Raw genomic sequence first — 14078 nt, 5'->3', positions numbered from 1 at the left:
TTCCACTTGATTATTATTCTTCACAGCATTCTGTAAATCCTCTTACTTATTGAATAGACAGACAGTTAACTCTTGATGGCACCTGAAGTCAGTCCGGCAATGACCCAGCGGCTGAACAGCAGGAAGACAACCAGCAGCGGCAGCGTGGCCGTGAAGGTAGCGGACATAATCATCCCGTAATCAAGACCGTCACGTGTAGTGAACAGCTGCTGCAATGCAATCTGAATCGTGAAATGCTCCTTGTTCTTCAAAACCACCAGCGGCCAGAAGAAGTCATTCCATACCGTCATGAAATTCAGAATACCCAGGGTAGCCATCGCGGGTGTAATGACCGGAACGGCAATCCGCCAGAAAATCCGGAAGTGGCCTCCTCCGTCAATACGTCCGGCTTCAATCAGCTCGGTAGGCACGGCCGAGGAGATGTACTGCCGCATCCAGAAGATGCCGAAGGCATTGACCATAGCCGGAACAATCAGCGCCTTGAAGCTGTCGATCCAGTGAAGCTTGGCCATAATGACATAGGTTGGCAGTACGCCGAGCTGCTGGGGAACGATCAGGGTGGCAATAACGAATACGAACAGCACGTTTTTACCGGGGAATTCATATTTGGCAAAAGCATACCCGGCCAGCGTACAGAAGAACACGACCGAGACCGTCACCATCGACGAGACGAACAGCGAGTTGCCAAGCGCCTGGAAGAAGTCCGATTTGTCCAGCACCCGCTTGAAGTTCTCGAAGAACTGGTCTCCGATGGTGAGTAGCGGCGGTACGTGGAACACGGCTCCCTTATCATTGGTCCCGACCACAAACATCCAATAGAACGGGAAGATGGAGACCAGTGCTCCGAGAATCAGCAGAAGATAGAAGCCCAGCTTGCCGAAGAAGCCGAGATCATCCGGTTTTTTTCTAAACATACGCAGTGTGCTCACGCTTTTTTCCCTCCAGTCTGTCTGCCGCCGCCTCTGGAGATCAGCATATTGAGGACAGAGAACAGAATCGTAACGAGGAACAGCAGAACCGCTGTAGCCGCCGCTGTACCGAAGAAGCCGTTGCGGAAGGCCTCACTGTACAAATAAGTAACCATCGTAATCCCTTCCTGCCGGGTAGATCCGGTGCCGGATTGGCCGAGGAAGACATAAGGCTCTGTGAAGAGCTGCAGCGCACCAATGGTGGATTGCAGGGATACGAAGATAATGAACGGCTTAAGCAGGGGCAGTGTAATGAAGAACAACTGCTGTCTGCGGTTGGCCCCGTCGATTTTGGCTGATTCGTACAGATCCATCGGAATACTCTGCAGGCCCGAGAGGAACAGGATCGCATTGTAGCCCGTCCAGCGCCACATGACCATCGTGGAGATGGCAATTTTGACCCCCCACCAGCCGGAATTGAAGGCCATGCTCTCTAACCCGATTCCGTTAAGCAGCCAGTTGATCATCCCGTTATTGCCGAACAGCGTACTGAATACCAGTGTAACCGCCACGATCGAAGTGATATTCGGCATGAAATAGAGGATGCGGAAGGTCTTCTTGAACCGGGTCATCCCCGAATGCAGCAGCACCGCCAGAAGCAGCGCCAGCATAACCTGCGGCACAGTACCCATCAGCCCCATAATCAGCGTGTTGCTGAAGGAGATCCAGAAGGTCGGGTCCGTGGTGATCAGCTCGAAGTTTTTGAAGCCGACGTATTTCATTGGACCTAAGGCGTCCCACTTGAAGAACGATAAATAGAATGTGAAGAAAATTGGATATAGTCCGAATATCGAGAACAGAATAAAGAACGGTGAAATGAAAGTATACGCAGTGATGCGGCTCCGTCTTTGTTCAGTGAAGAAAGGTCGTTTGCTCTCGGCATGCGGACTCGTAATTACGGGCTCAGCCATGTCACACCTCCAGAGAATTCATATCTAAATCCGGATTCACAGAGAGACTACTCCGTGAATCCGGACATTTGGGGAAGTCTGTTCCCCGCGTATTACAGGTTAGCCGCGTTCTGCGAGCGTTTTTGACTGCTTGACAGCATCGTCCCACTCTTTGGCCGGATCGGCTTTCTTCTCCAGCACGTTCTTCAGCGCATTCTTGAAGAAGGTATCGGTCTGGTCATGCAGCGGTCCGTAGTATACCGGCTTCACGCGGTTAGCCGCTTTGCCGAATTCCACCGCCGTCTGCTGTCCGCCGAAGAAGTCATCCTTGAAATCCACGAACGCAGGATCTTCGTACAGTGCAGGGATAGAAGGCATCAGGCCTTTGGTCTTGAAGGATTCCAGCTGGTTATCCTTGTTCACGAGCCACTGGATGAAATCATAGGCTTCCTTGGAGTGCTTGCCTTCCTTCGGCAGCGTGATGAACGAACCGCCCCAGTTACCGGCGCCCTCAGGAAGCTGGGCAATTCTCCATTTGCCGGAGGAGTCCGGTGCGTTGCTCTTGATATTACCGGCCATCCAGGCCGGACCCATCACGACAGCGAACGATCCATCGTTCATGCCTTGGCCCCATTCAGGCGACCAGAGCATGACATTGCTGATCCAGCCTTCTTGAATGCCTTTAACAGTAAAGTCATACGCTTTCTTCACTTGCGGATTGGTATCGCCGATGAAGCTGCCGTCTGCTTTGCTGAAATAGATCTCGTCCGCCGACTGGTCACGAAGCGCATTGTACGTCAGGTCGGTCAAGTCGGAGAAATACTTGCCTGTCTTGTCTTTGAACGCTTTCGCTACCGTAGCGAATTTGTCCCACGTATCGATGGCTGCGCCGAAGCCCTCAGGATCGGCCGGCAAGCCGGCGGCTTCAGCGAGGTCAGTACGGTAGTAGACTACTGTAGGGCCGATATCCGTCGGAAGTCCAAGCTGGAAGCTGCCGTCGATGGAGGAAGCCTGCTTCCATTTCCAGTCGAGATAGTTGGCCTGGATGTCTTTGGCTCCGAGGTCATTCAGGTTGTAGAATTTGTCCTGGGCTCCCAGGAAACGTTCCATGAAACCGATCTCAAGCTGGAAAATGTCAGGTGCGCCTGAACCCGCCGAGAGTGCTGTGGTCAGATTGTTGTGGTGAGCCGTCTGGTCACCGGTATTCTGAATTTTAATGGTTACATTAGGGTGTTCCTTAGTGTAGGCTGCCGCCAGCTCTTCATAGTTCACGTTGCCCAGCGTCCAGAACGACAGCTCGACCTTCTCTGCCGGCTCTGTCTTGTCTCCTTCAGCTGCGGGTGCTGCTGTGCTTGACGCGTTGTTACCCGTATTTTCTTCCGCAGACTTGTTGCCGCCGCTGTTATTTCCTCCGCATGCTGCAAGTGAGCTCATGAGCATGATGGAGACCAGCGCGAGCGCCAGGTTCTTTGTTTTTTTCATTCCTCTGTACCCCTCTCAAAGGTTTCTTTTACACGATTTAGTGTACCGTAGGCCAAGGTTTTTTTTGAGGAGGCATATTGCCGATTTATGGTGGAAATACTTACGATTCTAAAACAGGTGGTTGTTTTTATGTAATGAGATATTCGAAAGAAGTCTTATCCTTTTAATAATATTGAACTCTCTCTGCTAACTGCCTCACTGACAGAAAGATTGAAGATCTGTTTCCCTTTGGACAGGTATTTTTCTAATTTATCGCTTCTGCAAAAGACCTCCAGATTTTTGTATTAGAATGCAAAAAAGTCGCTGGCGCTTCCCTGCCAACGACTCCTTCACTATTTTCGTTTAAAGCTCTTAGCCCATTGGAAAGTCATTTCTTGAAAACTCACCTGTTTACGCCAAGTCTTGTGAGTAGTTTCCCACTCATTAACTGCCTGTTTGTACGGTGTGTAGAACCGCCAATCACTGATATCCCAAGAAGAAAAAATCTTTCTATAGGATTTTCCAAATGAAATGTCATTAGGATATCTTCGTACGGCCTTGCTTGCCTGCCGTTTGATCCAACGACTTGCCTGATCTTTACTTACGGGTGTTTTCTTAATGCTTCTACTCAAATCAGCTCTAACCTCCTTCAGGGAAGCTAGAGTCCGTCCAGTAATTTCATTGATTCACCCCTTATTTTTCCTTGATCAAATCATAAACCGATTGAATCACTGAAGCAACCATCTTTATGCCATATATGCTGGGAACTGCTCAATGAAATCAAAATCATTCGCGGTCCCGGAAAGTGTGAAATTCCGTTATTGTCGTCGATCTTGGCCACCAGGAGATCCATCTAATCATGAGTATGCACGCCGCTGATGATCACTCATTCTACATTGTCGGTCTGCAAATCCTCTGGAGAGCCGGTAATTCGGTCCAAGAACATGGTCTTGCCCTCCTTGAAGTCAGCTAGAAGGCGGTAACGAAGGGCCGATTCCAGCTTCGACATAACTAGTTTGACCGTGATTTCATACCCCACAATCTGCTTTGTCTTGGACATCTTCCGCGCACTGATTATCCAATTGCTTAATTTTGACTTCTATCCGCGGCCTTGCACTGTACCGTTTCTTCACCAACGCGTCCACCACCTGACTGTCATCCTTCCAGATTTATAGTTCCCGTGCCTATTCCCGCCTCCTGCCCTTATAAATTGAAGGATCACACCAAGGAAGTGGATTTCTGGCAGGCAGACGGGTATACTGATCGTATTTGCTGCAACTGAAGTTATCCCTATCTAAAGGAGATTTATTCCATGCCCATCAACCGACCACTACTCACTGACCAGGATCTGCAGGAAGCGATTGACCGCAAGCTGCCCGTCCGCGTCTTCCAGGATGACCATCTGGTGAATTCCGGCGCTACGATAGTGCGGTTCACCGATTCGGATGTTGTGATCCAGTCGCGGGTCAGTGATCTGACTTATTACTCGCGCAGCCGCTGTGAATTCTTCCAAGTCCGGCCTTAAGATATGACTGGCCGGGCCTTGGACACGTGTGAGCTGTGCGGCCGTTCTCCTCTTGCAACTACCGTTCATCATCTGATTCCCCGCGAGAAAGGCGGCAGCCTGCTCCCGACGGCCCTTCTGTGCAAGGCTTGCCACCGGCAGATTCATGCCCTGTATACCAACAGCGATCTCGTTGTTCTTGGCCTTACGACACTGGATAGCCTGCGCAGCGACCCGCAGATTGCCGCTTATCTGAAATGGATCATGCGGCAGGCACCAGGCTCAGAACCGAAGCTGCACAAATCAAAGCGCGTTCGAAGCAAACGTTAATCTGCCGGATGGCAGGATAATACAGGTGCTCTGAGGTCCAGCGCGTAGCAAGTGGAAACGGCTTTGCCGCCCTTTTAAGGGCGGTACCGTTTCGGCGAGAAATACAAGGATAATGTACAGCGTGAAATATAGATATTTTGATCTGAACAAAGGCATCCTAGCAGAGGAATAAGATGCCCTGCGTCTGAGCACAATTAATGCTGTTTTTCGCACACATTCGGGCCATTTGCCTGTATGTGAACACAATGTATGCTGTTTTTCGTATACATTCGGACCATGTGCCTGCGTCCGAGCACAATGTATGCTGTTTTCCGCATACATTCGGACCATGTGCCTGCGCGCGAGTATAATGTATGCTGTTTTCCACATAGATTTGGACCATATGCCGTTATACCAGCCGATTGTATTTGGTTTTTAGCATACATTCAGCCTTTATCCGGTGAAATCTGATATACTCCTAATAATAATTTCTTAAACAGCAAAAAGGTGCCTTCCGAGTTCCGGGAGGCACCTTTTTGCTGCTTTTGCTGAATGCTCTATGATTTGCTGCGATGTCTTCTGCATAAAATAGTTCTGCGGCTCTATTGCTTATTTCTTCATGTCGCCATAGCTGCTCAGCTTCTCGTTAAGGACCTCCTGAAAGCTCTGGACTTTGTCTTCCTGTCTCTGCGCTTTGGGATGGACAACGGGCTGAGGTCTAAAAAACTGATGATTAAAAGCCATAAGGTTATGTACGCTCATACTCATTGAAGTTCAACCTCCTTCCATAATCTTCACCTTATTTGCGTGAGTGCGAAGCATCTTATCCCTTATATAAACCGCTCTTTCCAGTCCTAAACAGTTTTATCTCAGAAAAATGGAAATAGCGGACCCGGACTTGAAAATCAAAGTCCGGGTCCGCTGCTGAGCATCATCCTATTCATTCATCAGCTCGACTAAATAATGGCTATAACGAAAAATCAGTCACGCCTTTCTTAGAGACATATTTCAGCGTATAGGTTCCTCCGCCCTCAAAGGGCATCGTGGCCAGTTTGATCCGGGTATAATCAAGCCTATGCTCTCTTAATACTTTTTTGATCAGAGCTATACCCCGTTGTTCATCCGTAATGACACAAAAGATATTAAGTACAAATTGCTGCGGGTCTGATACCGTTTTACCCATCTCAGACCCGTCTACATAGCCAAGCTCCGCATCCGCTAAAAAGAGATCCAGGTATTCCGTTACTTTATCCCTCAACCATTCATCGCGCTGGCTCCCTTTAATGCTTTTCAAGGGATATTGTAAGACAACCCAGCATTTCTGATTCATGTCAGTTCACTCCCCGTTTGAGTTAATGAAGAGCTGCCCGAATTCCGGGTTACTTCTTCAAGGCAGCCCAGGAGGCCTCGTTCAGCAGCTCCAGCTCCTCCGGCTCCAGCCGGAAGGTCATGGTGCCGACATTCTCCCGGGCATGACGGACCTTGGAAGCGCCGGGAATCGCAACTACGGTGTCACCATGATAATGAATCAGCCAATTCAGTGCAATCTGTCCCGGTGTGCACCCGTATTTGTCAGCCAGTGCGGTCAGGGAGGTGATCAGCGGCTTGCTGCGGGCCAGGCTCTTGTCGTCCAGGCCGGACATCATCCGCCGGGACCGCGAGACGGCAGCCACCTGCGAAGGATCATTATGGAAGCGACCGGTCAGGATACCCTGCTGGAGCGGGGAATAGGCGATGATCGAGATACCCAGCTCCTTGGCCGCAGACATGATGCCGTTCTGATCGATGCTGCGGTGCAGCAGATTGTATTTGACCTGATTGGAGACCAGAGTGAGCCCGTAGGTCTGCAAGATACGGTGCGCTTCCACCATCTGCTTAGCTGAGTAATTGCTTACCCCGACATACCTGATTTTGCCGGCCTGTACCAGTCCCGCCATTGCCTTCATCTCACTGGCAATCGACGATAAGGAGAACGGCTGGTGGATCTGGTACAGATCAATGCCTCTGCCGCCCAGGCAAGCAATCCGCTGATCAATCGTGGAGGTAATCGAGCGCGCTGTCCGCAGCATCGGCCACCATTTGGTCGCAATCAGCGGAGCCGCATGCGGGCTGCCTTCCTGCTGAAGCTGATCCAGCACATGAGCGAGCGCCTCCTCCGACTTGCCGCCGCCATAGATTTCTGCCGTATCCACCCAGTTCATGCCGCCTTCTAGGCTGACCCGTACGATATCCAAAATATCCGCGTCTGTGATATTGCTCCAGTAACGGCCTACGAATCCTTTGCCCCGGCTGAACTGCCAGCAGCCCAGGCCAAGCGGCGATACCGATAGCTCAGAGCGTCCCAGGGGACGCAGCTGGACCTTGCTTGTCAATGTCTCCACGGTTCATCCTTCTTTCCAAGTGTTAGTTGAACACACTGTTATATAAGAGCTAATATAGCGATGAGACAATCTGACTGTACACAAAGCTTATGACTTCGGCAGCAGCCTGTCAATGACAGCAGTGCAGGCAGGAGCTGGGGGCTTATCGATCACCTGGAACTGGATAACCGTCCCAAGCCTCTTTTATCGTGGCCTCTAAAAAGGTTGATATGGTATAATTACCCTGCCTATTCATATCCAATTTGCAGGAAGCACAAATGAACCACAAATGTAACGGAGGGAATTCATATTCATGATTAAAATTCTAGGTTTCCTGCTGCTCTACCGGCTGCTCGGTAATCCGATTCTGGCCCTAGTTATTCTGCTGGTCGTTCTGTATTTCGTGGACCGCCGTTATGTCGGCATCCTGCCCAGCTTCTCCAAGCCCTTCCGCCGCAGCCGCCAGATGTCCAGGCTGCGGACGGCCATTGCCCAGAACCCCAACGATGTAACCGCCAAATTCGATCTGGCCCGGCTGCTGATTGAGCGCAAGCGCTACAGCGAGGCCAAGGAGCTGCTGACGGCCATCGCCGACCGTTATGAGACCTCGGCTGAATACTGGGTGGAGCTCGGATACGCCAACCTCAAGCTGGGCCAGCTTGCCGAAGGCGAAGCCCAGATGCTCAAGGGGCTGGACATCAACCGCCGGGCGCAATACGGGCAGCCTTACCTGCGTCTGGCCGAGATTTTCCGGCATGTGGACCAGGACAAGGCGCTCCATTATGTGAGCCAATTCCAGGAGATCCAGACCTCCTCCAGCGAGGCTTATTATCTGGCCGGGTCGATGTTCAAAACGCTGGGGCGGACTGAGGACGCCAAGCTTGCTTTTAACGAATCGATGGCTGTCTACCGCTCTCTGCCTAAGTATAAGAAGCGTCAGGAACGCGGCTGGGCGCTGCGCAGTTATTTCGCGAAGCTGCGGTGAGCGGCAGATTATAAGCATATAGCCTTTTGACAGCAAACAACCTCCGGCTACTGCACATTGCAGACCCTGGAGGTTGTTTGTTTTATTGTATAGGGACGGACATCTCAAGTTCGGGAATATACTGCTTCCCCCCGTCCTTTGATATAACGAAAGACTTAATAATTACACTCTCCGGCCTATTCTCAAAAGGTTCAAAGACCATACTGTATGAGAACGTATCCCCTTTACCGCTGCCGCTGCCACTAATCACAACAGCCTTTTGCCCATGATCATCCCACAGCTCAAACCAGATCATAAAAGTCCCCGCATCCTTATATTTATCTGGAATTGCTTCCTCAATAGCCTTGAGATCCGCGCCGGGGTCTCCTTTAATTTCGGTCAGCAGACGGGTCGATGTCTGGCTCAGTTCCAGCCGTGTGTAACGTAGATGGATATGATCATGTACCTTGGTCTCCCCAGGGCCAAGAACAAGGTCGCCTACCGTTTTCTTGCTAACGGGAAACTCAAAGCGAAACTTCTGATCCATTCCATCAATAAGGACCAGCATGGTGAGATCAAATTGGTCAGGGATTTGTAGATTCGGTCCATCTAGTGCCGAAACTATGATAGAGTCAGGAGCACCGGCACCTCCCTGCTTAAACCCGTATCCGGTATTGACCTTTTCCCCGTTCACCAAAAACTCGATATTATTTATTCCTCCCGCTGGCTGTCCCCCTTGGGTCAATAAATCCCACCACTCCTCCTTTTTTTGCTCCTCCTTTGCCTGAACACGGGTCAGAACCACCGAGAAGCGGCTTCCGTCATACATTTGTTCCGACACCTTGAGCGTCATTCCATCCAGAGTGACGGTCTGCTCAACATTTGTGGTTAACCCTGCTTCATTGGCTTTCCGCAGTCCGGAATCTCCGGCAAGCTGGAATACGCTTGACATGAAGGGTAACTGCTTCAAGGTTTCTGCCATGGCCGGGGAGATGAATCCCAGGCTAATCAGGAGCACCAGCCCTCCGGCCACAGATGCTGCACTGATCATCACCCGGGACAGCCACCGGGGCATTCTTTTACGTCTAAGCGTCCCCTGATGCTCTGAAGCCGCCTCCAAGCCAACATCATCCTTCTCACTGATGATCCGGTACGTCTCCTCCATACGCAGATGCACAAGCTCCGGCAGTTCAGGAAGAGTCTCATCCTGAAGGTCTGCGAGCCTGCTCTCCAACCGCTGCTGGCTCATCCGTTCACCTTCCTTTCTACAGGTTGCTCCAGGGATTGCTGTAACGTCTTGCGGGCGCGGTGCAGCCTGGTCTTGACAGCACTCTCTGACAGCTCAAGCAGCCCGGCAATCTCTTGCACAGTCAGCCCCTGATAATAATGCAGCTTCACAATGGTCCCTGATATCTCTTCGAGCCTGCCAATGGCTTGGCGCAGATCTATCTCTTCTGCTGACGAAGATATGGCTTGTACGCTCTCCGGCGGATTGGGCATGACGACTACCCTCTCCCGTTTGCGCAGAATCAAGTTGCATTCGTTGATCAGAATCCGAAACAGCCATGTGTTGAAATACGCCGCTTCTTTCAGTCCTGAGATGGCTTTAAAAGCTTTCAGTACAGTCTCTTGCATCGCATCGGCACAATCCTCGTCACTCCTGACCATGGACTTGGCCATACTGTACATCCGCCGCTCCTGAGTCTTTACCAGCTGGATGAAGACCTCGCTGTCACCTGCCTGGGCACGCCTGACCAGATCTCCTTGTCCGGTGTTCAAATATGATTGCCCCCTTCTAACGGGAAGCTGCCGCATCCCCATTCAGTGCTTTCTTTCATATACTCTTTAGATGATGTACAAGCCGATAAGGTTACATTAGCATGGTATTTTTTATTTTTTTCTGCGTAAACAGCCAAAGAGCAGGCCCCGTATAACCGGGAAGCCTGCTCTTTAAGGTTTCATCTCTTGTGGTGAAGAACGTTACATATCCAGTGATCTAGGCTGATCCTCCCCAGCCGCCGGACGGAACGGCCACCAGTTGGCCCGGCCGAACATCCGCACCATCACCGGCACGAAGAACGGCAGGAATACCAGTGCATACAGCGCCAGACCGGACAATACAACCGTGGCAATCTGCATCATCGACAGGACCCCGGAAGGGTACATCGAGGCGAAGGTACCGCCCAGAATCACTACAGCCGAGAGAATCACGGTCCCCATATTGCGCATGGCGTGCAGTATGGCTTCCCGCACATCCCAGGTTTTGTTCTCATTGAAGCGGTCCATCAGGAAGATACTGTAATCCACCCCGAGGGCAATCAGCATCACGAAGCTGAAGAACGGCGTCGTCCAGGTGATTCCCGAGTAGTTCAGCAGATGCACGAAGATCGCTTCAGTGATGCCCAGTGCCGTAAAGTAAGTGATTAACAATGAGGCAATAATATACAGCGGCATAATCATCGAGCGGAACAGCACCACCAGAATGATGAAAATACCGCTAAGCATCAGAATTACTGTACGCGTGTAATCTTCATTGGAGATGGTCTGCAAATCATTGTAGGTGCTGGTCACACCGCTCATGGCTGTCTCCGCATTCTCCAGCTTGGTGCCGGCCACGGCACGGTCCACCGCTTCCTGGATCTGTCCGACGCTGTCAATAGCCTTCGCGCTGTATGGATTCCCGGCGAAGACCACATCCAGGGTCATAACCTTGCGGTCCCCGGACAGATAGGTATCGAATACCTGCTGCATGCCCTTGGCCTTAAGCGCCTCTGCCGGAACCAGGAACCCGCTCAGCTCATCATCCTTGGCATCCTGAATCTGCTTGAGATAATCCTGCGCCGAGCTTAAGCCTCCGGTGATTTGTCCCAGACCGTCCGCACTTTGCGTCAGTCCGTCCGTCAGCTGTCCAAGCTGGCCCGTAAGCTCGCCGAACCCGTCAGCAAGCTGTTTCTGCCCGCCTTGCAGCTGTGTAAGCCCGGTGGTGATCTCCGGAAGCTTGCCGACAATCTGCCCTTGGCCGTCAGCCGCCTGCTTCAGTCCGGACTGCAGCTTACCGATACCGGCTACCAGCTGATCCAGCCCTTTCGCCAGCGCAGCCTGCCCCGCTGCCGCTTTAGAATACCCGGCGTTGGCCTCGGTCAATCCGGCCGCCGCGCCGCTCAGCTGGGCCGAGATCTGGCCCAATCCTACGGCAAGTCCCGCAGCTCCCGTACCGCTTTGCGTAACTGTACCTTTGATCGTCTGATAATTCACATCCTGAAGCAGCTCTGGATAGGCGGCTTCCAGTCCGGTGAACGACGCTCCCAGACCGTTAAGCGCATCCGCCACGCCTTGAAGCTGTGTCTGCAGACCAGTAAGACCTCCGTTCAGCGCTGTCAGGCCGCCGCCAATCTTCTTGTACCCTTCGAGCAGCGCGGCATTGGCCTGTGCCAGTTGCTTCGCACTGTCTGCCGCCTGCGCCAGGCCGGCTTTGATCTCTCCCGCTCCGGCCCCGCCGCTGCGGATACCCTCCTCGATCCGCGTTAGGCCATCGCCCAGCGCATCAATCCCTTTTTTAAGCTCGGCTGTGCCCTCTGTCAGCTTGGCGCTGCCAGAAGCCGCTTCTGTAAGCTTAGGCTCATTCTCCTTCAGCTGCTTGCTCGCTTCGCTCAGCCCGCTCTGGATCTTGGTTAACCCTTCACTGCTCTGATCCAGACCGTCCGCCAGCGTAGCCACCTGAGTAGGAATCAGGAAGTCATTAATCTGCTCCCCGGTAGGCCGGGACATGCTGCGCACAGCCTTAACGCCATCCACCTTTTCCAGCTCGCGGCTGATCTTCTCCGCAAGCCCCATATATTCAGCAGTGTCCATCCGGTCGTCATTCTTGATGACAATTTTGCCCGGCATGGATTCACCCGGTCCGAAGCTCTCCGATATAATATTGAACCCTTTGACCGAGGCGTAGTTAGGCCCGATCTCATCCATGCTGTTGAAGCTCAGCTTCCCGCTGTAGGTAAGCAGGAACGGTGCCACAACCGCAGCCACGATCAGCAGCGCGGCCCAGGGTCTCTTCAGCGAGAACGAACCGGCCGCTCCCCAGATCCGGCTCTCACTGTGCTCCAGCTTGCCGCGGGAGGGCCAGAACATCTTTTTACCCAGCACCGCCATGAAAAACGGCACAACGGTCACCAGTGCAAGCAGCATCACCGCTATGCCGACCGCCACGGCCACCGCCGAACGGTAGAGCATGAACTTGGACAAGCCGATCGCCACGAAGCCGACAAAGACCGCCAACCCTGAATAGAACACCGTTCCACCAGCCTTCCGGTAAGTGGCGATAATGGCGCTTTGCGTATCCTCCGACTGTACAAGCTCCTCCTTGAACCGGCTGATCAGCAGGATACAGTAATCGGTCCCGATCCCGAACATGACAGCCACCATGAAGATCTGGGTGAACGTCGAGAGCGGAAAGTCAAAGCGGTCCACGAGGAACGCGACAATCGACTGGGACACGATATAACTCAGCCCCACCGTCAGCAGCGGCACGAAGGGAGCCACGAACGAACGGAACACCACGAACAGAATCAGCAGAATAAACACGACAGTGATGTATTCCGACTTTTTCAGACCGGCTTCCGAGCTGGCAATCGTATCCTCCGTAATCAGCCCTTCGCTGGTCATATAATGCTCCGCCGTAACGTTGCCCAGCAGCTCAGCAGACTTAGCCGGGAGTTCCTTGACTGCCTCCTCTCCGCCTTGCACCGACAATGCGACCATAATCGTCTTGCCGTCCCCCGCAATCAGCGTATCCTTCAGCTCAGGCTGTGAGAACGGATCTGTAATCGCGCTGAGCTTCAGGGAATCCTTGTTCCCGGCCAGCTGCTCTACACCCTGCTTAATACTCTCGGTGTCTGCGGCCGTCAGCCCCTCAGGCTTATGGAATACCAGAGCCACCTGATGTACCGTTTCCCCGTCTTTGGCCGCAGCGACCTCCTTCATAATCTCCGCAGCCCGCGATGAGGTGTAGCCAGCCGGAACAGCGATCTGACCCTTCTCGCGCACCAGATCGGGCATCCCGGGAGCCGTGAGGAATAACACAATCGCCACAGCCACCCACACCGCGATAACCGCCCATCTTGCCTTCAAAATCGTTCTCAATTGCTTCTCCCCCCTGTATCCTGCATCAGAAATGCCAGCTTCTCAAACATCGTAATAAACAGCTCTATATTGTGATCCTCGAAGTGGAACAAGTATGGGGAGATCACCTGCTGCATCTGCTTCTCAGAGGTCTTGTAGACACTCTCTCCGTACTCCGTCATGGTCAGATACACCTGCCTGCGGTCATTCTCGTCCCGGGTCCGCTGAATCATCCCGGCTTCATCCAGCCGGTTGATGATGGCAGTAATCGAGCTTTTGCCTACGGCGACTGCTTCAGCCAGATACGTGGAGGTACACCTCTCCTGTCCGCTGATCAGCCTGAGAATCAGGAATTGGTCCGTTGTCAGACCTTCGCCAAAAATATCCCGGAGCCGCGCATTAATCTGCCTCGTAACGACCATATAAGCATCTACGTAGCGATTGATCCATTCTTCTGCGTCTTTCTTCAATGCTGCTTCCGCCTTTCCATATTAGTTCACGTGT

General features: G+C 52.4%; 16 protein-coding genes. 3 read left to right on the top strand and 13 right to left on the bottom strand.

Annotation, left to right across the window (positions count from 1 at the left end; all coding sequences use genetic code 11):
• Positions 1-65 precede the first annotated feature (65 nt).
• The 6 genes from MKY86_RS12520 to MKY86_RS12495 all read right to left on the bottom strand — a co-directional run bounded on the left by MKY86_RS12520 (position 66) and on the right by MKY86_RS12495 (position 4488).
• Positions 66-929, bottom strand: a complete 864-nt coding sequence (locus tag MKY86_RS12520; RefSeq protein ID WP_036729216.1) for a carbohydrate ABC transporter permease — start codon at positions 927-929, stop codon at positions 66-68.
• Positions 926-1879: a carbohydrate ABC transporter permease gene (locus MKY86_RS12515; protein ID WP_036729218.1), complete on the bottom strand. Its 954-nt coding sequence runs from the start codon at positions 1877-1879 to the stop codon at positions 926-928. The genes MKY86_RS12520 and MKY86_RS12515 overlap by 4 nt, the downstream gene beginning before the upstream one ends.
• A 99-nt stretch (positions 1880-1978) precedes the next feature.
• A complete protein-coding gene (locus MKY86_RS12510) occupies positions 1979-3340 on the bottom strand; it encodes an ABC transporter substrate-binding protein (RefSeq protein WP_076074543.1) in 1362 nt (453 codons plus the stop codon).
• A gap of 332 nt (positions 3341-3672) precedes the next feature.
• Positions 3673-3951, bottom strand: coding sequence for a hypothetical protein (locus tag MKY86_RS12505; protein ID WP_076074540.1), 279 nt, complete (start codon positions 3949-3951; stop codon positions 3673-3675).
• A 254-nt stretch (positions 3952-4205) separates the two neighbouring features.
• Positions 4206-4379 (bottom strand): hypothetical protein, encoded by a 174-nt coding sequence (locus MKY86_RS12500; RefSeq protein ID WP_340826933.1) that lies wholly within the window; start codon positions 4377-4379, stop codon positions 4206-4208.
• Positions 4348-4488, bottom strand: coding sequence for a RusA family crossover junction endodeoxyribonuclease (locus MKY86_RS12495; RefSeq protein WP_340827804.1), 141 nt, complete (start codon positions 4486-4488; stop codon positions 4348-4350). The genes MKY86_RS12500 and MKY86_RS12495 overlap by 32 nt, the downstream gene beginning before the upstream one ends.
• Positions 4489-4631: 143 nt before the next feature.
• On the opposite strand from MKY86_RS12495, the gene MKY86_RS12490 reads away from it, so the two are divergent.
• Positions 4632-4844, top strand: a complete 213-nt coding sequence (locus MKY86_RS12490) for a hypothetical protein (RefSeq protein WP_076074537.1) — start codon at positions 4632-4634, stop codon at positions 4842-4844.
• A 3-nt stretch (positions 4845-4847) separates the two neighbouring features.
• The gene (locus MKY86_RS12485; protein WP_076074535.1) at positions 4848-5153 is read left to right on the top strand and encodes an HNH endonuclease; all 306 of its coding nucleotides are present in this window, start codon (positions 4848-4850) and stop codon (positions 5151-5153) included.
• Positions 5154-5741: 588 nt separating this feature from the next.
• Here MKY86_RS12485 and MKY86_RS12480 read toward each other — a convergent pair.
• The 3 genes from MKY86_RS12480 to MKY86_RS12470 all read right to left on the bottom strand — a co-directional run bounded on the left by MKY86_RS12480 (position 5742) and on the right by MKY86_RS12470 (position 7513).
• Positions 5742-5900 carry a hypothetical protein gene (locus MKY86_RS12480; RefSeq protein WP_209873214.1) on the bottom strand — a complete coding sequence of 53 codons (159 nt, stop codon included), beginning with the start codon at positions 5898-5900 and terminating at the stop codon, positions 5742-5744.
• A 199-nt stretch (positions 5901-6099) separates the two neighbouring features.
• Positions 6100-6462: a hypothetical protein gene (locus tag MKY86_RS12475; RefSeq protein ID WP_076074532.1), complete on the bottom strand. Its 363-nt coding sequence runs from the start codon at positions 6460-6462 to the stop codon at positions 6100-6102.
• A 49-nt stretch (positions 6463-6511) separates the two neighbouring features.
• A complete protein-coding gene (locus tag MKY86_RS12470) occupies positions 6512-7513 on the bottom strand; it encodes an aldo/keto reductase (protein ID WP_076074530.1) in 1002 nt (333 codons plus the stop codon).
• Positions 7514-7805: 292 nt separating this feature from the next.
• On the opposite strand from MKY86_RS12470, the gene MKY86_RS12465 reads away from it, so the two are divergent.
• Positions 7806-8477, top strand: a complete 672-nt coding sequence (locus MKY86_RS12465; RefSeq protein ID WP_076074527.1) for a tetratricopeptide repeat protein — start codon at positions 7806-7808, stop codon at positions 8475-8477.
• An 82-nt stretch (positions 8478-8559) separates the two neighbouring features.
• On the opposite strand, the gene MKY86_RS12460 is transcribed toward MKY86_RS12465, so the two are convergent.
• The 4 genes from MKY86_RS12460 to MKY86_RS12445 form a co-directional block, all read right to left on the bottom strand.
• A complete protein-coding gene (locus MKY86_RS12460; RefSeq protein ID WP_076074525.1) occupies positions 8560-9705 on the bottom strand; it encodes a DUF4179 domain-containing protein in 1146 nt (381 codons plus the stop codon).
• A complete protein-coding gene (locus MKY86_RS12455) occupies positions 9702-10235 on the bottom strand; it encodes a sigma-70 family RNA polymerase sigma factor (RefSeq protein ID WP_340826932.1) in 534 nt (177 codons plus the stop codon). The genes MKY86_RS12460 and MKY86_RS12455 overlap by 4 nt, the downstream gene beginning before the upstream one ends.
• 201 nt (positions 10236-10436) lie before the next feature.
• Complete coding sequence (locus tag MKY86_RS12450; protein WP_076074522.1) at positions 10437-13595, bottom strand: MMPL family transporter; 3159 nt, start codon at positions 13593-13595, stop codon at positions 10437-10439.
• The gene (locus MKY86_RS12445) at positions 13592-14044 is read right to left on the bottom strand and encodes a MarR family transcriptional regulator (protein ID WP_143803517.1); all 453 of its coding nucleotides are present in this window, start codon (positions 14042-14044) and stop codon (positions 13592-13594) included. The genes MKY86_RS12450 and MKY86_RS12445 overlap by 4 nt, the downstream gene beginning before the upstream one ends.
• Between the last annotated feature and the right edge of the window lie 34 nt (positions 14045-14078).

The sequence above is a fragment of the Paenibacillus sp. FSL R7-0333 genome, from assembly GCF_038000365.1.
GTDB lineage: Bacteria > Bacillota > Bacilli > Paenibacillales > Paenibacillaceae > Paenibacillus_AQ > Paenibacillus_AQ silagei.
Note: the sequence above shows the minus strand (reverse complement) of the source record. Positions and strands in the feature narration are given on the sequence as shown.